Origin of the sequence: Sinorhizobium medicae (assembly GCF_007827695.1) — a bacterium.
In the GTDB taxonomy this organism is placed as follows: Bacteria; Pseudomonadota; Alphaproteobacteria; order Rhizobiales; family Rhizobiaceae; genus Sinorhizobium; species Sinorhizobium medicae.
The window spans coordinates 1-19,279 of the sequence record NZ_VITA01000020.1 but is presented as its reverse complement, the minus strand read 5'-3'; the positions used below and the strand labels follow the sequence as shown (position 1 = coordinate 19,279).

Here is a 19,279-nt window from a genome sequence, read left to right as displayed (position 1 = left end):
TGATGACTATGCGTCACATCAAGCTCATCTCAGCCGTCGTTCTGCCGCTCATTGCAGCAGGCTGCGTCACGACAGAATATGCTGCCAAGGATGCTGGCTTCACTAATGCATCGCTCAAAACCAACGAGGCGACCGGGAAACAGACAGTTTGGGTGCAAAATCGACAGCAAGCCGAGGCTGTGCGATCCCGCGTGAAGTCGCTGATGGCAAAAAAGACCATCGACGTCGAGACCGCCGTACAAGTGGCGTTACTAAACAATAAGGGCCTCCAGGCTGCTTATTCTGAGCTTGGTGAAAGTGCCGCAGACGTCTGGCAAACCCAGCTGTCCGTCTTCCCGACTTTCTCGGTTGGCTTAACGGGCATCGGAAGTCCGGGGCTCGAAGCCTACCGCGTTATCGAGGGAGCTATCGCCGCCAACATTCTAGCACTGGCGACGTATGACAAGAACATCAAACTTGCGGAGACTCGCTTCCGCCAAGCTCAGCTAACGGCAGCTCTGGAAACTATTTCTCTGGCTTCAGAAACTCGCCGTGCCTGGATCACGGCTGTCTCCGCCTGGGAAAATGTCGGTTACCTTAACCAGGCTAAGGTGGCGGCAGACGCCGCATCTGACCTTGCCAAGAAAATTGGTGAAGCTGGGTCCTTACCGAAAGCAGATCAGGCCCGCGAGCATGTCTTTTATGCCGAGCTGACGGGGGAGACCGCAAAAGCACGGCTTGAAGCAAAGCTGGCCAAAGAAGAACTCGTCCGGTTGATGGGTCTCTCAGGGTCCGACATCGACTTCCAGATTCCAAACCGCTTGCCGAACCTGCCGAAGGCACTGATCAAGCGTGACGACATCGAGGCGGAAGCCATTCGCAAACGGATGGACCTCCAGGTGGCTCGCCTGGAACTTCAGGCCACGGCGCAGTCCTACAAGCTGGAGGATGTCACCCGTATTGTCACCGACATAGAGCTGGTCGGCACCTGGGAAAAAGAGCGTGAACGAGAAGACGGTCGGATCGTCTCCGATATCAGCAGAACAGCTGGTCTCGAATTCACAATCCCGATCTTCGACTCTGGCCAGGCGCGGCTCCGCAAGGGCGAGCTTGCCTACATGCGAGCGGCAAATCAGCTGGCGGAGCGAGCCGTAAACGTCCGCTCTGAAGCCCGCTCCGCTTACGTGTCGTACAAATCGAACTACGACATTGCCCGCCATTACCGCAACAGCGTCCTGCCGCTGCGCAACGCAATCGAAGAGCAATCGATGCGCAGCTACAACGGCATGATCACCAGCACCTTTGAGCTGATCTCGGACACCCGAGAGAAGATTGAATCCACCATCCTCGCCGTCAACGCAAAACGCGACTTCTGGCTGGCTGAAGCAAACCTCGCCCCTGTCATCTACGGCGGCAGCGAATCTTCAGAAGCAGAAGAGACCGAAGTCGCGTCGGCTGATGCGGACTAAGAAAGGAAACACGATGTTTAGCAGACGACAGTTACTCGGAGCGGGTGCAGCCAGTGCTGCCCTCGTCTCCTCCCAAACATGGAGCCAGACCTCCAACATGGGCCTGCCGGAAGCGGCAGTCATGGAGTCCCCTACAACACAGAAGCCTTTGAAGCCTTCAGTCGGTCCCGACTACAACCCGGTCGTTACATTGAACGGCTGGACCGCACCTTTCCGGATGAACAACGGCGTCAAGGAATTTCATCTTGTCGCCGAGCCGGTAGAGCGAGAAATGGCAGAAGGCATGACTGCCTATCTCTGGGGTTATAACGGTCAGTCTCCGGGTCCGACCATCGAGGCAGTTGAAGGTGACCGCGTACGCATCTTCGTTACCAATAAGCTTCCGGAGCATACGACCATCCACTGGCATGGCATGATCCTGCCATCTGGCATGGACGGCGTGGGCGGGCTGTCGCAGCCGCATATTCCGGTCGGAAAGACCTTCGTCTACGAGTTCGACCTCGTGAAGTCCGGCACCTTCATGTACCACCCGCACTCCGACGAGATGGTACAAATGGCCATGGGCATGATGGGCTTCTTCGTTGTCCATCCGAAGGACCCGACGTTCATGCCCGTGGACCGCGACTTCGTCTTCCTCCTCAGCGCCTTTGACATTGACCCAGGCACCTATGTGCCAAGAGTGATGGAGATGACTGACTTCAACCTCTGGACCTGGAACAGCCGCGTGTTTCCAGGAATCGATCCGCTGGTGGTCTCTAAGGATGACAGGGTTCGTGTACGCGTCGGCAACCTGACGATGACCAACCACCCGATCCACATGCACGGCTACGACTTCGAGGTCACCTGCACCGACGGCGGCTGGGTTCGACCGGAAGCCCGGTGGCCGGAGGTCAGCATCGACCTGCCAGTCGGGGCGATGAGGGCATACGAGTTCGACGCAAAGTATGTCGGCGACTGGGCGATCCACTGCCATAAGTCGCACCATACGATGAACGCCATGGGCCACGAAATCCCAACCTTCATCGGCGTCGACAAGAAGGAAGTGACCAAGAAGATCAGACAGTTCCGTCCTGAGTACATGCCCATGGGTACCGCCGGTATGGCGGATATGGGCGAGATGTCGATGGAAATCCCGGAGAACACCGTGCCGATGATGACAGGCTGGGGTCCGCACGGCCCCATCGAAATGGGCGGCATGTTCTCCGTCGTCAAGGTCCGCGAGGGTATCTCGGCGGGCGATTACAGCGACCCTGGTTGGTATGAAAACCCTCCCGGTACGCAGGCATGGGAGTGGACTGGAAGTCTACCGGACGCCCCTAAAGCCAAAGACGCAAAAACTCAGCTTTCACCTAAACACTCAAACCATGGCTGATCACGCCGATTTAAGGAATCAAAAGATGAAAACCTTTATAACTGGACTTCTCCTCGCTGCTTTGGCAACGCCGGTACTGGCATCTGGCAACCATGCGGGCGGACATGACGAGCCGATGGCCGTAGGGGAACCGGGCGAGAAGTCCAAGGTCACCCAGACCATCCGCATCAGCATGAAAGAAACGCCAGACGGTAAAATGGTCTTCACCCCGAACAACTTCAAAGTTCGCAAGGGCCAAACCATCCGCTTCACTGTCAAGAATGATGGTGAGCTTGATCACGAATTTGTCCTAGACCGCGAAGACAAGGTGATGGAGCACAAAGCTGTCATGGAGAAGTTCCCGGAGATGGAGCATGACGACCCGAACGCGATCCGCCTGGCACCAGGCAAGAGCGGCGAGATCGTCTGGAAGTTCACCAACGACGGCGTATTCAAGGTCGCGTGCCTGATCCCCGGCCACTACGACGCCGGAATGCACGGCGACGTGGCTGTCGCCAAGTAGTAAAAAACGGCAATCTGAAAGGAACCCGAACATGAAGAACATCGTAAAAATCGGCCTTGCCGCCGCCATCGCCCTGTCCTCCACGGCCGGCGCGTTCGCCCAAGAGTTCACGAACGGAACCGTCAAGAAGGTCGACGCCAAGGCGAAGAAGGTCACGCTCGTCCACGAGGAGCTGAAGACCCTCGAGATGCCGGCGATGACCATGGTCTTTGCGGTGGAGGACGATGCCCTTCTCGCGAAGCTGAAGGAAGGCGCGAAAGTTCAATTCGTCGCCGAGCGCAAAAATGGAAAACTGACCGTCACCCAGGTCAAGTGAGCGACCAACCGCCGCGTCTTCTACCTGAAGGCGCGGCGGGTAAGGATCATGACGTTGGCTGCAGGCAGAGAACCTTCCACAGATCTCGCATCCAGTCTCCAGGCTCTAACGACCGCGGCATCATGTGAACGATAACGCCGACTTTCACGGCTCCGGGCGCTTCGCAACGCACGCGGACGGCGTGTGCGCCATGATCTGCGAAGATGATGTTTCCATCAGCGGAAAGCTCCGTCAGGCCGATATCGACCTCGAAATCATACTGTCCGTCGAAGGGAGTGACCGATGAAGTGATGGCGAGACTGATGGTGCGGCTATCCGAGAAGGTGGCAACGTGAAAAGGATATCGATCCTGCGCATGTGCGCCAGGCACAACCAAAATGGATAGCGCAAAACCGATCCCGATGCGTCTCACGGGCACCTCCCGGGTACCATGGATCATCATAACATGCTGGCCGTGCGCGGAACAGAGACAATGGATGGCGCCGATAGGGCGCAGCTCAGGACGAGGAGGATAAGCATGAAACGGAGAGCATTCTTCTGCTTCGCCATAGGCGCAGCGCTCACTCCGCGGGCAGCGGCGGCCAACGAGCCGGAAATGGTGGTTCACAAAGACCCATACTGCGGATGCTGCGAGGCATGGGCTTCGGCATTTGCAGATGCCGGTTTTGCAGTCGATGTCAGAGACGAGAAGGACATGGAGGCGGTCAAGAAGGGCCTCAAGGTGCCGCCCACGTTGCAGGGATGCCATACGGCCACAGTTGAGGGCTACTTCCTCGAAGGGCACGTACCACTAGACACTGCCTTCCGGTTGCTGAAGGAGAAGCCAGCTCTTGCAGGCCTCGCGGTCGCTGGTATGCCAAAGGGCTCACTTGGTATGGGCACTGATCCTGGTGCATCATACGACGTGATGGCGATACCTAAGAACGGAGGACTGCCTTACGTTTATGCCTCTGTCAGACCGACTTGACCATTGCCGTCAGATCCCGAAGGACGACAGGATCGGGCACGGCCCTGTCCTGCCGGAGGCGCATTCGCCCACGAGCTTCCTGAGCGACCTTCTTGCCTGCTCGAGTTCCGCGATGCGCGCATCCAGGGCCTGGAGGCGGACCTTCGCTAGCTTCCGCGCGGTCTCGCGGTCGTCGCCGGCGTCGAGCTCCAGAAGCTCTCCGATCTCCTCGAGGGTGAAGCCGGCCGTCTGCGCCTGCCTGATGAACTTCAGCCGACGGAGGTCCTCCGGGCCGTATCGCCGCACGCCGTCGTGCCCCGGCGGCGTCGGAAGAATGCCGCGCCGCTGGTAGAAGCGGATGGTCTCGACGCCGACGTCGCCGGCCTTTGCAAATTTCCCGATCGTCATGTCCATGGGCTATTGACTCCGTACCACGGTACGGAACGTATGATCGTGCCAACGGTGTCGCAAGACAGAAGGAGATGTGAAATGTTGGACAGGGTCCAGAACAAGAAGGCGGACATCTACCGCATGGTGATGCCCGGCCACACCTGCCCCTACGGGCTCAAGGCGAAGTACCTGCTCGAGCACGAGGGCTACGAGGTCGAAGACCACCACCTGACGACGCGCGAGGAGACGGACGCGTTCAAGAAGGAGCACGGTGTCGCGACGACGCCGCAGGTGTTCATAGATGGCGAACGCGTCGGCGGCCACGACGACACGAGGCGCTTCCTCGGGAAGAAGGTGGTCGATCCCAAGGCCACGACGTACCGCCCGGTCGCCGTGCTCTTCGCCATGACGGCGCTGACCGCGATGGCCGCGAGCTACGCAGTTTCGGGCGATCCCTTCACTCTGAAGGCAGCCGAGTGGTTCGTGGCGTTCTCCATGGTGGTGCTTGCCATGCTGAAGCTTCAGAACGTGGAGTCGTTCGCCACCATGTTCCTGAACTACGACCTGCTGGCGAAGCGCTGGGTGCCGTACGGCTACGTCTATCCCTATGCGGAAGGACTCGCGGGCGTCCTGATGGTGGCGGGCGCGCTGAACTTCGTCTCGATCCCGGTGGCCCTGTTCATCGGCACTATCGGAGCGGTTTCGGTCTTCAAGGCGGTCTACATCGACAGGCGTGAGCTGAAATGCGCATGCGTGGGCGGATCGAGCAACGTTCCGCTCGGCTTTGTCTCGCTGACCGAGAACCTAATGATGATCGTGATGGCGGTTTGGATGGCAGCGGTGTCGCTGGGTTTCGTAGGCGGCCATGCGATGTAACGCAGCGGCGCTCCGTTCGGGGTCTCCAGAAGAGATTCGCCCGCTGATAGCGGCTCTCGACAAAGCACTGGATGCAGCAGTTTGCTATTTGACGCTCAGGTAGCGATCAAGATCTGTGGCCGCGTCACGGTAGAAGGTATTGAACGAAGCAAGCTGCGGGCTCCCGTTCGTCTTCTCGGCCCATTCCGTCAGAACCGGCTGCTGCGCGCGCGCAAAGCTCACGATGTCGAGGTTCCTGTTATGGCGGAGGTATGATACAAATCCTACCACGACCCGGCCCGGCTGGGCACTCTGCGCCGCCTTAGTGAGCCGAGTCGCCGTTACCGGATCGTACTTGAGCAAGAGATCCACATAGCGTTGCAAGCCCGGAGTCTGCTCTGCCAACGCGGCACGCTCGTCGTCGAAGTCGCGGCGCTCGACAATTGAGCGATCGCGGTACACCACTGGCGCATTCGGTCCCGTGTCACATTTCCACCCCAACTTCGGGACCAGAAGGTCGCTCTGGCTGCTCTCGTCCTTGAAGGCCATGAACGGCATTGCCCGGCAACGGACCGGCTTATGCTCCTGGATAGAGCAGAGGTTGTCCTGCCCCAGGGCAGGACAGGGCATTGAGGGAGGTACGAATGCCGGACGATAAACGTCACCAGCCACAGCACCACCAGAACGACAAGGCCAGTGGTCAGCATCGAATAGATGTCCTGGGGGATGTAGGCGTCGATCGTATCCATGGCGTCCTTATACACGGAACGGTTTTGCCGGGGGAGGTCGTCCCGCGTCCCGCTTCGCGGCGCTATGCTAAGCCTCCTGCGGCTTCTCTTCTTTCGTCAAAACCGTGTCGAGAATTCCCGCTTACCCGCCCCTGAAGGAGGGGCGGCGCTATGCTGAAAGCTCCGATGTTCTTCATTGTCCTTCTCGGATCTCGGACTGGCGCCGATCGATCCGAGCGATGTCTTCGCCAGAAGTGCCGGAAGAGGACGCCGCATGAGCGCCAGCTGTTCGCCAAAGCGGCCGGCGCGCGGCGGAAACCAAAGCCAACCCGCTGAGTGTCATGGCGCGGCTTTCGCCGCGCCATTCCTTTTCTGCCTACCAATCGTCTGGGGCTCCATGGCAATCACCAGGTCATGCACCATCTTCAAGGCTGAATCATCGAGCTTTTTGAGGTGATCGACCGTTTCTTCCATCAGCTTGTTTCTCACGTCTTTGAGCGACTTGCCTTTGGAATGAGTCGGTCGTTCGTTGACGAAGGGATAGAAGAACTCTTTTGGAGTGATATCCAGGACCTCGAAAACGTGGATCAGCCGTCCGACGGTCATCAAGGAAGAGGCGTTTTCGTAACGAGAATACGTCGCCTCCTTCACCCCCAGCAGTGTAGCGACTTTGGCTTGCGCAATCTGTCGGTCGGTTCGCAGGTCACGCAGTCGCTGAGCAACAAGCAGATCCAGTTCCTTGAGATCGATGATCTTTCCGTCGAGCCGCTTGCGATAAACGGGATAATCTTTGTTCGGGTCGTCAACGCGTTCAAGTCCGAGATAGCTTACCCACTGCTCGAGTCCGAAACCTGCCATTGCCACCAACCACACTGGAAATTAATCGTTATTCCTCTGGAACAAATAAAGATGGTACCTCGAAAGTCTACCCTGAATAGCTACTTTAGCGCATCGCTTGCGACCCCGCTCTATGCCTTCGGCACGGAGCCAGCAGGCGCTGTCTCCGCCCATTCGGGTGACGATCGGTTGCGCTGCGGCTTCGCCTTCAATCACATGCATCATGGGCAAAAATCGGTACCGACATTTACAGCCTCTCGCGATCGACCCATATTGGCTACTGATCAAGTCAGGTCGTGGCAAGTCTCTAGCCCTTTCTTGTCGCGTGCCTACGGAGGCCGCCCCGCCTGATCGGGGCGGCCTTTCCGCATCTTGAAAGCTCCTCACAGTCATCAGCACCAGTCACGGTGAGTCCGGTCCCCGTCACGATGAAGCAGTGACGCCGGAGGCGTCCTGTCTGTCTCTTTGATGAGGGAAAGAGGAGCGCCGCCCCCTCTCCCTCACAAGGGGAAAAAACGGTCTCCCCGTCCTTCCTTCGCGCAGCCTTAAGGCCGCGCTTTCGTGCAGGATCGCCGCTGACGCGCCGCCCCTTCGGCTCTGCCTCGGGCGGGCGAACCCCCTCCGTTTTTATCCCCTTGCCACCCTCTCCCCCGCTGCTCCGCGCGAGCTCGGGAGCAGGAGCGGGGCTCCTGCCCACGAGGGGCACGAGAAGACCGCTTCGCGGAATTGGAGAAAGGGCTAGACTATGACCACAACCGCAACCGTTTACCTGCTGGACCCGGAAGCCGGGACCATTCAAGCCGCAGAGGTCGCCGCGCCGAGAGCGTTCTCTCAGACCTACGGGCTGATTGGATGCCAGCTTGTCGAGGTGGTGCCATTCGACACGAACCACGTTCTTATCGTCGATGAGGAGGGTTTGCGGGACGGCTTGACCGCGTTCACTGTCTTTGACGGCTACCCGCAGCCATTGGCTGGAAAGATCGTTCTTGCCAGCCTGGACGGCTCGCATGTCCTACCGCCGCAGATTAGCATTGAGGAAGCAGCGGCCCGCCTGAACGTCTGCAAGCCGGTTCTTGATCCGGTCTTCGCCAAGGCAGACGACCATTCCCCCAATGGGATCATTCTGGGCGGCACTTTGATCGGGTTCCAGACCCGCATCACCCGCACTCACCCAACCGTCATGGCGGGGGTAGTCCGATGATCATCGCTGTTGTCGAGGACCGCACCCTGTCCATTCTCGCCGGAACCTTTGCCGCGACCATCGCGGCGAAGGACATCGAACATAGCTTCCATGCCCTTACTCATTTTCCGGAGCGGCGCACCCTTTCCAAACTGGAGGGGCTGGCGGAGCGCCTGAACGGCTTTGCCGCGTACATGGTGGAGCTGTGGCAGCAAGCAAAACTGCCCTTGCCGGACGCTGAACTAGAGGCGTTTGCCCGCCGTCATGTCGAGATCACCCGCAAGTATTGGGCAGCGGAAGGCCGTTGCATGAACTGGTTGATCACCGGTCCTGCCCGCTTTCCCGTCGCCCGCAACGAAAAGCGGATGCGAGTTTCAGACGCCCGCCGTGCTGACATCTCGGCCCATATTGCGACTGCGAAAAAGGCAGTGAAGCGCAAGGCGTTTCCGCACGGAACCGATGACGAGCCAATCCGCTCCGGCGATCCGGCCGCCATGCAGCGCATCGCCTTGCGGATCGAAGACCTGGCACTGTCCATCGACCGGATGAAACGGGCGAATGTCATCATTCGCCGGATGGAGAAGGATCAGGCGAGCGAAGCCAACATTCTCGCCCGCGTGGTGGCAGAAACCGGCATGGACGAGGAAAGGGCATCGCGTGGCGTTACCCTTGCCCTTTGGCAGAACCGACGCGGCTTTTCCACCACCAACACCCGCGCAGAGTTGCGCCGTATGCAATCCCGCCTCGCTTCGCTTGCTGCGATGAAGAAGCGCCGCGACCGCGCCGAGGACGTCGAGACGGAGGCAGGAGCCGTCACGGTCAAGGAAAACACCGACATGGCCCGCATTCAGTTGCTCTTTCCCGGCAAGCCCGACGAGCAGACGCGACGCACCCTGAAATGTCACGGGTTCCGCTGGTCCCCGTCGCAGGGGGCGTGGCAGCGCAACTTGAACGAGGCCGGACGCTATGCGGCCAAGTGCGTTTTGAGATCGATCAGCGGCGACAGCGCCGCTTGATCAGTCCCGGAAAACAGAGGATCCCCTACATGAATGAGCAGATTTTTACAGTCATGGAGTTTTCCGGCCGAGGCGACGCCATGTTCGGCGGCAGTGCCGACGACTGGAGCCTATACACCCAAGAAGACGGCTCAAACGCTTTCATGAGTGCCGCCGACGCGCAGCGCCGCCAGCTGGTGAAAGCCTATTTCCCGACCAAGAAGGAGGCAAGTGAGGCCGGAGAGGCAGCCAGTCAGCGCAAGGGTCTGATTTCGGCCCTGCCTGTTCGGCGCGTTGACGAGATCCCGTATGCGCAATTGCGCTGGATTGTCGGAAACATGCACATTGGGACCAGCGATAACTACTTGAAAGCCGACATCAAGGGACGCGCGAAGTCGGGCATGACAGAGAATCCCGACCTTCTCGCGCAGGCGTGCGCCTATGCACTGGCAAGCCACCGAGCCAATCAGGGCTTGGTTGCCCATTTCCGGCTGTAGGAGGCGAAGCATGGAAAGCAACGGCCAGCGCCGAAGCGTTGAGGTCTTCGACACGCCCTCCGGTCTAGGAGGGAGCCACACGGTCGAGGTTGTCGAGGACCTTGGAAACAATAACGTCAGGGTGCGCGTCTGGTATGGACGCGCCACCGCGACAGGTTGGGAAGCGTGGAAGGATTGGGACGGCTACCGCTTTGAGACCGACCGCGCCAGCCTGACCAACAAGCGGTCAATGCCGCTGTTCAAATAGGACCTGGGCCGCATTTCGATGCGGCCCGACATCAGGAGGGACACCATTGAGCCGCTACACCGTGACCGTGAAAACCGACGAAGAGACCGACGAGAACGCCGTAATCGGCTATGACCCGCCGTTGCGCACCTTCTTTCTGCAGGCATTTCCCGATGAGGAAACCGACGAATATGCACTGTGGTTCGGGACGCTTCTTGAGCAGCACCCAAGCCTTGAATCGATCATCGAGAGCGCTCGCCGTTTTGGCTATGAGATCGAAGGGCTGTCACAGAACGTCATCGTCGCCATGACAAAGGAAGCAGGAACGCCGACGCCGCCAACCCTTGGCGAACGGTTAGGATTGGTACGCTGACAGTTGTTGGATGCCTTGTTGCGGGGCTGGTTCGGAAGAACTGGCCCCGTAGCCATTTTGGCAGTTGCGAACCTGGCCGCATCGAGCGGGCTGCGGTCCGCCCGAAGGGAGCCCATGCCCCTCCCCTCGGCTCCCCTCTCGCCCGGCATGCTGCCGCCGTTGGCGGCGCTTTGATCATCTCGCTCAGGAGGTTGATCGAACCGGGCGATCCGCCAGCAATGAACTCATTTCCTTGGCGGAAAGCGTGCTTTTTGTCGCAATCAGATAGGCCGCGAGATAGGTCAGCTTCAGGTTGGCTTCTCCCTCTCCCTTTGGCTTGTAATTGATGATTGCCAAGCGGCGTGCCGTCGCCTTTTTCCCCCCTTGAACGGCTGCCGAGTGCTGATCGATCAACTCACGAAGCGAGGGGCCTTCTCCAGTCGCACTACCTGCGGTTTCCGTTCCAACCTGCTTGGACGACAGCTCGTCCGAGGTGAAGCTTGTGCGCAGAGTGGCTGTTGCCCGATGCGACGAACGCGAACTGGATAACGACAGTAGCATGGTGGATGCCTCACCGATCAAGTTGCATTGGAGGGGCTTTAAGACCATTGAACTTGACGAAACGCACGATAGGATGCGAAACGAAACGAAATCCGAGCCTGCAAGTAATTGGAAAAAAACGGTAAGATTTTTGTCGCGCCGCCTAACGACGGAAGCGATTTCAAGGAGCTGTTCAAGCAGATGGCCGCTGCAGGAGCTGGTCGGCCCTTGGGTGATGATGGTTTTCCGCAAGGTCCCTGGACGCCGGAACTGCTGGCGGATGCCATTTCAAAGATCGACTCCAATCGCGGCGGGGTGGATCTCCGCACGGTCCAGCTCTGGTTTCAGGAGAACGACAAGGGCATCAGCACCACCAACATCCGCTGGCTCGCACGCATCTTTGGTTGCGGCGACAAGGAAGCGACGAATGATTGGATGAAGGAGCTTAGTGCAGCGCAAGCCCGCCTGACTGCCAAGCGACGGGATAACAAGAAGACTGGCGGCGCAGCTACTTCGCAAGTGCCGGACATGCCGGCGCCAGCCGCAAACCAGATTCCGCTAACGCCGGTCGTCTCGGTGGATCTTCAACCCATGTCGACGGAGCGGCCATCTGGTTTAGCGATCAGGACCGAGGCGATTTTCTCTCACGGATCACACTTGAATCTGCCGTCTTCGGTCTTTGCCGGTTCGTCCGCGCTTGGGTTCCTGTCCTATATCCTTGGGATCCACACCATCACCTATATGCGCGAGGACGGTATCGAAAAACAGGTCGGCTTTCTGTGGGCGCCGAACTGGACCTTCCTTTTCATGGTGCTGCTGCCGCTGTTCTTCGCCATAGTCATCGAGCTTCTAGTTTTCTGGAAACATGATGCACGTCCAAGGTTTCTGGCACATGCCGATCGACCTCAAAGCGGGAATGTCTGGGTTCAAAACCTGCAGGCGAACTCCCATACCTATTGGGCCGTTTTCCTGATCTGCATCTTGTTTGCCGGCCTGGCTCAATGGATTGGGGTGCAGCTGATCCCGCTGTTAGAACAGGCGCAGGATTTTGCCCCAAGTTGGGGGACGATTGGCATCATACGGCCTGACAGAATCTCGACCCCGGCGGCCATCGTATTCACCGCCCTCGCCTACCTCTATATGTCCGTCACCTTCTACCTGCTCTTCGCGGGCCTGATCATTCTGCATACGATCATCCATGATCTATGGAAGCTCGACAGCCAAGCGAAGCTTCAGACTGATCAGGGATCAGGGCCGGGGGTCAGTGAGGCCGCTCTGAGGATCATGCGGGGCGTGTTCCGATGCACAGTTCTCGTCGTCCTGGCCGCCATCTGCATGAAAGCGCAGAGCGCCTATCTCGCTTCACAAGGCCCAGACATCATAACGTGGATGGTTCGTGACGTGTGGGCTGCCCTCGCCAACTACGACGACGGCGATCATACCTTCAGCTATCGAATGCCAACCCACTACAGCAGCCTCCTCGTCGCAATATCGACCTGCAGCGTCTTCCTGTATGGAGCAATCCGGTTGGGCAGTGACAGACGTCTGCGAGCGCCCTTGTGGAAGATGTCTTCCGCGATTGGATTGCTCCTGATCTCGTATCTGACGATCGATGCCTTTGACGGCTTCTCAGTCTTGCTGATGGTCGCCGCATTGATCGCCACATACGGGCTATTTGATCCAGAGTTTGGAGCCGGCTGGCGAGCCGGCGATATGGAAGGCGACAGCCATGTTTCATAGCTGGCTCGATCGTTGGGACGAGGGCCGCGCCCAACGCGGCGAGGAGGCCAAGAAGACCACGGACCTCATTCTGGACGCCGATCGTGCATTCCCCGGCATGGGAGCGGCTGAAACGCTAGAGGGGTTTTGCGTACTCGCGGAAACGGCCGCGGCTGATCCGGGTTTCTTTGATCCGCCTGATTCAAGCGACCAAACCTTCGAGCCGCGGGATGGCTGGCTGAAATTCCCTTCGGACATCTCAACGGATGTCGCGGAAAACAACATCGTGTGGGCCAGGATCACGGAGAGCGGAAAACGCGATCAGGCGGTGGTGATCTTCCATCACTGGAACGCCGAAAGTCGGAACCGGCAGATTGCCGGGTTCCTCTCCTGGCAAGGGATCACGGTCATCGAGATCGCCATGCCTTACCACTTGGAGCGCAAGCGCCCGGGCTCGCTCTATGCCGATTACATGCTCAGCGCCAATCTCGGCCGAACGGTGCAGGCCGTCAGACAGGCTGTATGGGACGGGCGCAAGCTTATCCGTTGGCTGAAGCGCGAGGGGTATCGGGATGTTTCTGTCCTCGGGATGAGTCTGGGTTCCTGGATAGCCGGACTGGTCGCGGCGCATGAGACCGCCGTTTCTCGGGCGTCGCTCTTCCTCACGGCAGGAAGCCTTGCCGAAATGGTATGGACCGGGCGCGCAACCCGATCGATCCGGAAGAGCCTCGAGCCGCATCTTACGCTTGCCCAGCTGCAAAGAGCGTGGGCACCACTCAATCTTGAAAACCATGCAGACAGGCTGGCGCGGCCAAGCCTCGAACTTCATGTCGTCCTAGCATCGAGGGACACGGTTGTTTTGCCGGACCTGTCAGAACGCCTGCTAGGGCGGCTGCAGAATGCCGGAGCCAGAGTGGGCGTGCTGCGGCTGAATTGCGGGCACTACTCTCTTGGGCGGCCACCCTACATCTTGGGAGCCGGATGGAGCCTGAAGCGGTTCCTGTTGCGCAAGCGCGAGGCCGCCCAGGTTTAGGAGCGCTTGAGCGCCGCATCGAGCGGCACCCAACCGCAATGAGGGGAGCCCCTCGGCCCCTCCCCTCAAACTCCCCTTCCCCCTCACGACGGAAGCGCCCCGCAAGCGGGACGGCTCACTGAGGCTTGTTGTCGCTTCCGGCTAGAGCGTCGACGCGAGCTCAACCACCGCTGCAGCATCACGGCGATGGAGATCCGACCTAGCGGCCGGATCACGATTTGCCGGTTGAAGGCAAAGACGACGGCAGGGGCTACGAAGGCCGCGTTTTCAGGCCGCTCCTTAGTGGCCGTACGTAATCTAATGCTGCGCACGATACGTCAGGCCCCGCCTTGGCGTGAAACCCTAAAGGGTTCTCCTCTCCGCTTCGCTCCGTTGCGATCGCTGCGCGATGCACTCGGCGGTTCCAGCCGTATTCGAGCTTCGCGATTACGCACAACCACTAAGGAGGAACCTCTGATGAAAACGCTCGTAACCTTCTGCCAGAAAACCGGCCGTCGCCTTCGCCAGTTCATCAACCGGCAAATCGCGAAGTTGTCCCGCAAGGGCCAACTTCGGTTCTCCATCGCCGTGATGCTTCCGCTCATCGCCAAGGTCGAGTTCAGCTATCAAGTCGAGCTCAACAGCAAGGCCGGAAACGACAACAAGCCTCAGTGAAGTACGGCCGCACCCTGCCCTGCAGGGTGCGGCCTATCCGTCGTGATCCCGAACCCGCGGCCTTGCACGCGCCCGCAGGAAGCATATTTGCTGGAACATGACCGACTTTCCAAATGCGCCACCCGAAAAGGACGAAAGCCGCTACATCGCTTGTCAGTTGGCGGTGGAGACTGTTTTGCAGGACCTGGTAGAGTATGCCGTGCGCCGAGGTTGGGAGGAGACGGAAGTCCTCTCCGCCATTACAGAGGTTGCGGACAACCTCATGCTGGCGGCGGATGCCAATCGGGATCTAGACCTGATTCTCGTTACTCTGAGAAGAAATATGCCCCCGCCCAATCTTGCCGGTTAGGCGTCTCCAACATCGAGCGAATATACTGCCGCTGCGTCTTCAGGGTCGCGAAGTCCCTTGAACGAGGCGTGGCGCAGTTTCCCGTCGGACGTCCATCCCCGGAAGTCGATTTCAGCGATCAGGCCTGGATCTGTCGCAATGCGGGTGTTCTCTTTGAAGCGGATCACCGGCTTGTTCGTTTTCAGCTTGTCGAGCTGCTTTCGCAACGCTCGCGCTTGCTGATGTTTAAAGCCAGTTCCGACACTTCCGACATAGACATACTCACCTCCTCTGAGAGCTCCGAGAAGGAGGCTTCCAAAGCCATCTGGCATAGCTGACGACAGTTCGTAGCCGAGGATGGCAAAGCTTTCGCGCTGGACGCACTTGATCTTAATCCAGTCGCCAGTCTTGCCCGGTCTGTAGGGGCGATCACGATGCTTGCCGATGATGCCTTCCAGGCCCAGCGCGCAAGCGTGTTCGATCAGCCTTTCGGGATCCTCGTTGATTTCCTCGGACAAGCGGATCGCCCCTGTGGCCTCATCAAGCAGATCCTCCAGGATGTGCCGCCGTGCAGCAAATTCCAGCTTACGCAGATCATGCCCGTCGAGGTACATGAGATCGAACGCGAACATGAGCGCGGTTCCAGCCTGCTGTTTTCCGGTCCGGCCCCCAAGCGAGCCCTGCAGCAGCCCGAAGTCTGATCGCCCCATCTCGTCGAGCACGACGGCTTCACCATCGAGGATGAATGTCGCCGGACCAAGAGCGGCCGCCGCTGACGCAATGGCCGGGAATCTTTCCGTCCAGTCAAAGCCGCCGCGTGTCAGGATCCTCACCTTGGATAGCTCCCGGTGGACAGAAATCCGGTAGCCGTCCCACTTGATATCGTAGGACCATTCAGGCCCCTTCCGCGGGCGGTTCTTCAAGACGGCTAGGCAAGGTTCGACGCGATCCGGCATGGGATCGAACAGGAGGCGCGGCTGTTCAGGGTCGCGAGGTCTCAGGCGTCCGCTTCGCAGCGGCGCCTTATCTTCCGTCAGAAGCGGTTTTGGCGGCTTTCGCGGTCCTTTTACCATTCCGCCATTTCAGCAGAGACAGCTTAACAACCCGCTTAGGAAGCCTCTGGACCTCCGTCCGCTTGCTCCATAGGGTTTCGGTGCCCGGAAACGACGTAGGACAGGCACTGGTGGATCAGGCAACCGCCCAGGAGCTGCTGAAGCTCATTCACAGTATCACAGATCCTTGCGAGGATATCATCGCCAAGGCTGGCGATCTCGCCGGCGATCCGTCCCAACCGCCAGAGATCCAGCAAGCCTCTGCTGACCTGGCTGCGACTGTTGAACAGCTGTTTCAGATCGCCCACTACATCATGAACGCAACGCCCAGGCTGTAGAGGCAAGGCACGGTTTTGCCGGGGGAAGTCGGTCCCGGCTTCCGCTTCGCGGCGCTATGCTAAGCCTCCTGCGGCTTCCCTTCTTCCGTCAAAACCGTGTCGAGAATTCCCGCTTTCCCGCCCCTGAAGGAGGGGCGGCGCTATGCTGAAAGCTCCGATGTTCTTCATTGTCCTTCTCGGGTCTCGGACTGGCGCCGATCGATCCGAGCCGAGCGGCTAACCGCCGCTATCGACACATTGAATCAAGTTGAAATGGAGAGCTGCCCGAGGAGCGGAGCGCTCATCACTCGGAGCGCAGCGGGCAGATCCATCGTTTTATAACCTGGTGAAGACGGAGAACCGGCGTCGCCGATTCGCATCCGCAAGGAGCGGCCGGGATCGGCCGCCCATCGATCCTACTCTGTACCGCTCTTACGATAGGTCGCCGATCGCGCCAATGGGCAAGCGCGCAGGCGCTGTCGCTCGTCAGGAAAAACGGCTTTCGCCGTCAAGCCGGCAAACCTTCCGTTTTTCCTTCCTCCCGCCCCATGACCCGATCCGCGTCCTAACGGGAGCGGGCTGCGCCCTCCCCCTTCGTTCCGCCGGATGTGGGGGCACATCCTTCGAAAACGAAGGCAGAGGCTTCGCCCACTAGCGGGGCTTGCTCCCAAGGGAAACGGGAAAAACTGGAGCAAGAGACCATGAGCAACATCATCGCGATAGCATTGAACAAGCTGGACGCAGACCCGAAGAACGTCCGCAAGACTTACACCAAGGAGAGCATCGACAGCCTGTCGGCCTCGATCCTCGCCAATGGCGTCATCCAAAACCTTGTGGTGCGCAAGGCATCCAAGGGAAGATACCTCGTAACCGCTGGCGGTCGCCGCCTTGCAGCCCTCAATCTTCTGGCCGAACGGGGCGAGATCACGGCTGACTACGCTGTGAATGTCATTGTCCGGGAGGCGGGTGACGCCACGGAACTAAGCCTGACCGAGAACGTGATGCGGGAGGCCATGCACCCCGCCGACCAGTTCGAGGCATTCAGAGCGTTGTTCGATGAGGGCAAGTCAATCAAGGACATCGCCGCCCGGTTCGGGACAACCGAAATCATCGTCAACCGCCGTCTTGCGCTGGCGAAGGTTTCCCCTGTCTTGTTCGCGGCGTTCCGCGCCGAGGATATGACCTTTGAGCAGCTTGCCGCCTTCACCATCACCGACGATCACGCTCGACAGGAAGAGGTGTGGAATGCCCTCCCCTCATGGGATCGCAGCGCCAACACAATCAAGCGCCGTCTCGCCGTGGATGAAGTCCCCGCAAGCGACAAGCGGCTCGCGCTGATCGGCGGGTTAGAGGTTTATGAGGCGGCTGGCGGTCCAGTGCGCTGCGACCTGTTTGCCGAGCAGGGAGGAGGCTTTGCATGCGATAGCGGCTTGCTTGAAAAGCTGGTTGCCGAGAAGTTGGAGGTCGAGGCGGAAGCTGTGAAGGCCGAAGGCTGGAAATGGGTCGAGTGGTGCGCTCAGCAGCCGGACAACATCTATCAGATGGCCCGGGTTTACCCGCAGCGCGTGGACCTCCGCGACGAGGATCAAGCCAAGCTTGACGCACTGACTGAGCGTTATGACGAACTGGCGGCGCAGATCGATGCGGATCAGGAGGATGAAGGTGCAGAGGCCGCCTTGTCCGCCGTCGAGCAGGAAATCGCCGTCCTGCAGAAGCGCGAAGAAGCCTATCGCAGCGAAGACCTCGCAATGGCAGGGGCAATCGTCACAATCGACCATTGGGGCAAGTTGTCGGTGCTGAGAGGCCTTGTCCGCGACGAGGACAAGAAGAAGGCCGAGGCCACGGAAGGGAAGCAAGGCGGGGCGACCGAGGAGGCTGACGGCGCTTCGAAATCTACGGGGCTGACCCATTCAGCCGCATTGATTGAAGACCTGACCGCTCAGAAGACGGCGGCACTTCGTGTCGAGCTGGCGAACAATCCCGACATTGCGCTTGTGGCGGTCGTCCACGCAATGCTGCTCAAGGTGCAGTACCGTACGGCATGGGGCATTCCCGGCCACCAGAGCGCGCTTGAAATCTCTGTCACCCATGAAGTGCTGGACGGTTCGATGAAGCGTCCCGCCGAGAACAAGGCCCTTGAGGCGTGGGGAAGCCTTGAGGAAAACTATGGGCATCGGCTTCCCGGCGATCCTGCTGACCTTTGGGAATGGCTGATGGATCAATCACAAAGCGAATTGTTGCAGCTTCTGGCCTATGCCGCCGCCCATTCCGTCAATGCGGTTGAGAAGAAGTTCAGCAGTCGCAGCCAAGCGCTGGCCCATGCCGACCAGATGGGCCGCGCATTGAACGTGGACATGCATGACTGGTTTGAGACCACGGCGGAAAGCTATTTCAGCCACGTCAACAGGCCGACCATTCAAGCCGTTGTTGCCGAGGTGCGCGGCGAGGATTTCGCCGCTGGTGTCGGCAACATGAAGAAGGGCGAGGCTGCGGAGTATGCCGCCAAGTCCATCAAGGACAGCGGTTGGCTTCCGCCTCACGTTCGGATCGCGTCTGACCCCGACGCAGAGGGTGAGGCTGAAACCTCAGAGGACAAGAACGAACACTCGTTCCCGATGGCAGCGGAATAATCCCGCCGCTGCTTTCCGCCGGTCACGTCCTCCAGCGTGACCGGCTCCCCTATTCCAGAGGACAAGCCATGCTTGATTCCGTACCTGATCCGACCCTTGCCGCCGAAAGCTGCTGCCAGCTAATCAACGCCTACCTGAACGATCCGGAGCATGTTGATTGGGATGACGTGCAAAAGGCACTCGATACAGCGCAAAAGGCCTTCGATCTGCCACCGACCCACTTTGAGGAGGCTATTCAGCGCGGCTGAGTTTACTGCAAGATCGCACCTTAGCGCCCGCTTTGGCATCGAGCCAATGCGGGCGCTTTCGCAGGTGCCTGGGAGGCAGAAACGTATCGGGGAACGGCACATCAGGCCGCTTGT

At 59.3% G+C, this 19,279-nt stretch carries 24 protein-coding genes; 18 read left to right on the top strand and 6 right to left on the bottom strand.

The features are described from left to right. Positions 1 to 2: 2 nt before the first annotated feature. The 4 genes from FB009_RS26275 to FB009_RS26260 are packed head-to-tail and all read left to right on the top strand — an operon-like array spanning position 3 to position 3,638. The gene (locus tag FB009_RS26275; protein ID WP_145162327.1) at positions 3 to 1,448 is read left to right on the top strand and encodes a TolC family protein; all 1,446 of its coding nucleotides are present in this window, start codon (positions 3 to 5) and stop codon (positions 1,446 to 1,448) included. Positions 1,449 to 1,461: 13 nt separating this feature from the next. Then, positions 1,462 to 2,820 (top strand): multicopper oxidase family protein, encoded by a 1,359-nt coding sequence (locus FB009_RS26270; protein WP_145162189.1) that lies wholly within the window; start codon positions 1,462 to 1,464, stop codon positions 2,818 to 2,820. A gap of 25 nt (positions 2,821 to 2,845) precedes the next feature. Further along, complete coding sequence (locus FB009_RS26265; protein WP_145162186.1) at positions 2,846 to 3,322, top strand: cupredoxin domain-containing protein; 477 nt, start codon at positions 2,846 to 2,848, stop codon at positions 3,320 to 3,322. 31 nt (positions 3,323 to 3,353) lie between these two features. Beyond that, positions 3,354 to 3,638: a copper-binding protein gene (locus FB009_RS26260; RefSeq protein ID WP_145162183.1), complete on the top strand. Its 285-nt coding sequence runs from the start codon at positions 3,354 to 3,356 to the stop codon at positions 3,636 to 3,638. Positions 3,639 to 3,684: 46 nt separating this feature from the next. Here the strand turns inward: FB009_RS26260 and FB009_RS26255 are convergent, their stop codons facing one another. After that, positions 3,685 to 4,050 carry a hypothetical protein gene (locus tag FB009_RS26255; protein ID WP_145162181.1) on the bottom strand — a complete coding sequence of 122 codons (366 nt, stop codon included), beginning with the start codon at positions 4,048 to 4,050 and terminating at the stop codon, positions 3,685 to 3,687. Between the two features lie 105 nt (positions 4,051 to 4,155). Between FB009_RS26255 and FB009_RS26250 the strand changes: the two genes are divergently transcribed. Beyond that, on the top strand, positions 4,156 to 4,605 hold the full coding sequence (locus tag FB009_RS26250; protein ID WP_145162178.1) for a DUF411 domain-containing protein: 450 nt from the start codon (positions 4,156 to 4,158) through the stop codon (positions 4,603 to 4,605). A gap of 9 nt (positions 4,606 to 4,614) precedes the next feature. Here the strand turns inward: FB009_RS26250 and FB009_RS26245 are convergent, their stop codons facing one another. Further along, entirely contained in the window at positions 4,615 to 4,998 is a 384-nt protein-coding gene (locus FB009_RS26245) for a MerR family transcriptional regulator (protein ID WP_145162175.1), read from the bottom strand. Positions 4,999 to 5,073: 75 nt separating this feature from the next. Between FB009_RS26245 and FB009_RS26240 the strand changes: the two genes are divergently transcribed. Next, positions 5,074 to 5,850 (top strand): MauE/DoxX family redox-associated membrane protein, encoded by a 777-nt coding sequence (locus tag FB009_RS26240; protein ID WP_145162172.1) that lies wholly within the window; start codon positions 5,074 to 5,076, stop codon positions 5,848 to 5,850. Between the two features lie 84 nt (positions 5,851 to 5,934). Here the strand turns inward: FB009_RS26240 and FB009_RS26235 are convergent, their stop codons facing one another. Further along, positions 5,935 to 6,378, bottom strand: coding sequence for a hypothetical protein (locus tag FB009_RS26235; RefSeq protein ID WP_145162169.1), 444 nt, complete (start codon positions 6,376 to 6,378; stop codon positions 5,935 to 5,937). Between the two features lie 518 nt (positions 6,379 to 6,896). Next, positions 6,897 to 7,415, bottom strand: a complete 519-nt coding sequence (locus FB009_RS26230; RefSeq protein WP_145162166.1) for a helix-turn-helix domain-containing protein — start codon at positions 7,413 to 7,415, stop codon at positions 6,897 to 6,899. A gap of 724 nt (positions 7,416 to 8,139) precedes the next feature. Here FB009_RS26230 and FB009_RS26225 point away from each other — a divergent pair. The 5 genes from FB009_RS26225 to FB009_RS26205 are packed head-to-tail and all read left to right on the top strand — an operon-like array spanning position 8,140 to position 10,665. Next, a complete protein-coding gene (locus FB009_RS26225; RefSeq protein ID WP_186447678.1) occupies positions 8,140 to 8,595 on the top strand; it encodes a DUF3846 domain-containing protein in 456 nt (151 codons plus the stop codon). Next, entirely contained in the window at positions 8,592 to 9,590 is a 999-nt protein-coding gene (locus tag FB009_RS26220; RefSeq protein ID WP_234888293.1) for a hypothetical protein, read from the top strand. Before FB009_RS26225 ends, FB009_RS26220 begins: the two co-directional genes overlap by 4 nt. Positions 9,591 to 9,619: 29 nt before the next feature. Continuing rightward, positions 9,620 to 10,066 (top strand): hypothetical protein, encoded by a 447-nt coding sequence (locus FB009_RS26215; protein ID WP_145162163.1) that lies wholly within the window; start codon positions 9,620 to 9,622, stop codon positions 10,064 to 10,066. A 10-nt stretch (positions 10,067 to 10,076) separates the two neighbouring features. Then, positions 10,077 to 10,313 carry a hypothetical protein gene (locus tag FB009_RS26210; protein ID WP_145162160.1) on the top strand — a complete coding sequence of 79 codons (237 nt, stop codon included), beginning with the start codon at positions 10,077 to 10,079 and terminating at the stop codon, positions 10,311 to 10,313. A gap of 46 nt (positions 10,314 to 10,359) precedes the next feature. After that, on the top strand, positions 10,360 to 10,665 hold the full coding sequence (locus tag FB009_RS26205) for a hypothetical protein (protein ID WP_145162158.1): 306 nt from the start codon (positions 10,360 to 10,362) through the stop codon (positions 10,663 to 10,665). 183 nt (positions 10,666 to 10,848) lie between these two features. Here the strand turns inward: FB009_RS26205 and FB009_RS26200 are convergent, their stop codons facing one another. After that, a complete protein-coding gene (locus FB009_RS26200) occupies positions 10,849 to 11,226 on the bottom strand; it encodes a hypothetical protein (RefSeq protein WP_234888292.1) in 378 nt (125 codons plus the stop codon). An 87-nt stretch (positions 11,227 to 11,313) separates the two neighbouring features. Between FB009_RS26200 and FB009_RS26195 the strand changes: the two genes are divergently transcribed. The 4 genes from FB009_RS26195 to FB009_RS26180 all read left to right on the top strand — a co-directional run bounded on the left by FB009_RS26195 (position 11,314) and on the right by FB009_RS26180 (position 14,939). Then, the gene (locus tag FB009_RS26195; RefSeq protein ID WP_145162156.1) at positions 11,314 to 12,924 is read left to right on the top strand and encodes an RcgA family putative transporter; all 1,611 of its coding nucleotides are present in this window, start codon (positions 11,314 to 11,316) and stop codon (positions 12,922 to 12,924) included. Further along, a complete protein-coding gene (locus FB009_RS26190; protein WP_145162153.1) occupies positions 12,914 to 13,936 on the top strand; it encodes an alpha/beta fold hydrolase in 1,023 nt (340 codons plus the stop codon). Before FB009_RS26195 ends, FB009_RS26190 begins: the two co-directional genes overlap by 11 nt. Positions 13,937 to 14,392: 456 nt before the next feature. Then, entirely contained in the window at positions 14,393 to 14,590 is a 198-nt protein-coding gene (locus tag FB009_RS32855; protein ID WP_153423356.1) for a hypothetical protein, read from the top strand. A 97-nt stretch (positions 14,591 to 14,687) separates the two neighbouring features. Beyond that, entirely contained in the window at positions 14,688 to 14,939 is a 252-nt protein-coding gene (locus FB009_RS26180; RefSeq protein WP_145162151.1) for a hypothetical protein, read from the top strand. On the opposite strand, the gene ligD is transcribed toward FB009_RS26180, so the two are convergent. Next, on the bottom strand, positions 14,936 to 15,991 hold the full coding sequence (gene ligD, locus FB009_RS26175; protein ID WP_145162148.1) for a non-homologous end-joining DNA ligase: 1,056 nt from the start codon (positions 15,989 to 15,991) through the stop codon (positions 14,936 to 14,938). The genes FB009_RS26180 and ligD overlap by 4 nt on opposite strands. A 110-nt stretch (positions 15,992 to 16,101) precedes the next feature. Between ligD and FB009_RS26170 the strand changes: the two genes are divergently transcribed. The 3 genes from FB009_RS26170 (at position 16,102) to FB009_RS26155 (ending at position 19,165) form a co-directional block, all read left to right on the top strand. After that, on the top strand, positions 16,102 to 16,308 hold the full coding sequence (locus FB009_RS26170) for a hypothetical protein (protein ID WP_145162146.1): 207 nt from the start codon (positions 16,102 to 16,104) through the stop codon (positions 16,306 to 16,308). Between the two features lie 680 nt (positions 16,309 to 16,988). After that, a complete protein-coding gene (locus tag FB009_RS26160) occupies positions 16,989 to 18,917 on the top strand; it encodes a ParB/RepB/Spo0J family partition protein (RefSeq protein WP_145162140.1) in 1,929 nt (642 codons plus the stop codon). Between the two features lie 68 nt (positions 18,918 to 18,985). Beyond that, on the top strand, positions 18,986 to 19,165 hold the full coding sequence (locus FB009_RS26155) for a hypothetical protein (RefSeq protein WP_145162138.1): 180 nt from the start codon (positions 18,986 to 18,988) through the stop codon (positions 19,163 to 19,165). Positions 19,166 to 19,279: the final 114 nt, after the last annotated feature.

What these genes read in the sequence shown, in the direction of transcription:
- FB009_RS26275 (WP_145162327.1), top strand. Translation starts at nt 3, where the DNA reads ATGACTATGCGTCACATCAAGCTCATCTCAGCCGTCGTTCTGCCGCTC.
- FB009_RS26270 (WP_145162189.1), top strand. Translation starts at nt 1,462, where the DNA reads ATGTTTAGCAGACGACAGTTACTCGGAGCGGGTGCAGCCAGTGCTGCC.
- FB009_RS26265 (WP_145162186.1), top strand. Translation starts at nt 2,846, where the DNA reads ATGAAAACCTTTATAACTGGACTTCTCCTCGCTGCTTTGGCAACGCCG.
- FB009_RS26260 (WP_145162183.1), top strand. Translation starts at nt 3,354, where the DNA reads ATGAAGAACATCGTAAAAATCGGCCTTGCCGCCGCCATCGCCCTGTCC.
- FB009_RS26250 (WP_145162178.1), top strand. Translation starts at nt 4,156, where the DNA reads ATGAAACGGAGAGCATTCTTCTGCTTCGCCATAGGCGCAGCGCTCACT.
- FB009_RS26245 (WP_145162175.1), bottom strand. Translation starts at nt 4,998, where the DNA reads ATGGACATGACGATCGGGAAATTTGCAAAGGCCGGCGACGTCGGCGTC.
- FB009_RS26240 (WP_145162172.1), top strand. Translation starts at nt 5,074, where the DNA reads ATGTTGGACAGGGTCCAGAACAAGAAGGCGGACATCTACCGCATGGTG.
- FB009_RS26235 (WP_145162169.1), bottom strand. Translation starts at nt 6,378, where the DNA reads ATGGCCTTCAAGGACGAGAGCAGCCAGAGCGACCTTCTGGTCCCGAAG.
- FB009_RS26230 (WP_145162166.1), bottom strand. Translation starts at nt 7,415, where the DNA reads ATGGCAGGTTTCGGACTCGAGCAGTGGGTAAGCTATCTCGGACTTGAA.
- FB009_RS26225 (WP_186447678.1), top strand. Translation starts at nt 8,140, where the DNA reads ATGACCACAACCGCAACCGTTTACCTGCTGGACCCGGAAGCCGGGACC.
- FB009_RS26220 (WP_234888293.1), top strand. Translation starts at nt 8,592, where the DNA reads ATGATCATCGCTGTTGTCGAGGACCGCACCCTGTCCATTCTCGCCGGA.
- FB009_RS26215 (WP_145162163.1), top strand. Translation starts at nt 9,620, where the DNA reads ATGAATGAGCAGATTTTTACAGTCATGGAGTTTTCCGGCCGAGGCGAC.
- FB009_RS26210 (WP_145162160.1), top strand. Translation starts at nt 10,077, where the DNA reads ATGGAAAGCAACGGCCAGCGCCGAAGCGTTGAGGTCTTCGACACGCCC.
- FB009_RS26190 (WP_145162153.1), top strand. Translation starts at nt 12,914, where the DNA reads ATGTTTCATAGCTGGCTCGATCGTTGGGACGAGGGCCGCGCCCAACGC.
- FB009_RS32855 (WP_153423356.1), top strand. Translation starts at nt 14,393, where the DNA reads ATGAAAACGCTCGTAACCTTCTGCCAGAAAACCGGCCGTCGCCTTCGC.
- FB009_RS26180 (WP_145162151.1), top strand. Translation starts at nt 14,688, where the DNA reads ATGACCGACTTTCCAAATGCGCCACCCGAAAAGGACGAAAGCCGCTAC.
- ligD (WP_145162148.1), bottom strand. Translation starts at nt 15,991, where the DNA reads ATGGTAAAAGGACCGCGAAAGCCGCCAAAACCGCTTCTGACGGAAGAT.
- FB009_RS26160 (WP_145162140.1), top strand. Translation starts at nt 16,989, where the DNA reads ATGAGCAACATCATCGCGATAGCATTGAACAAGCTGGACGCAGACCCG.
- FB009_RS26155 (WP_145162138.1), top strand. Translation starts at nt 18,986, where the DNA reads ATGCTTGATTCCGTACCTGATCCGACCCTTGCCGCCGAAAGCTGCTGC.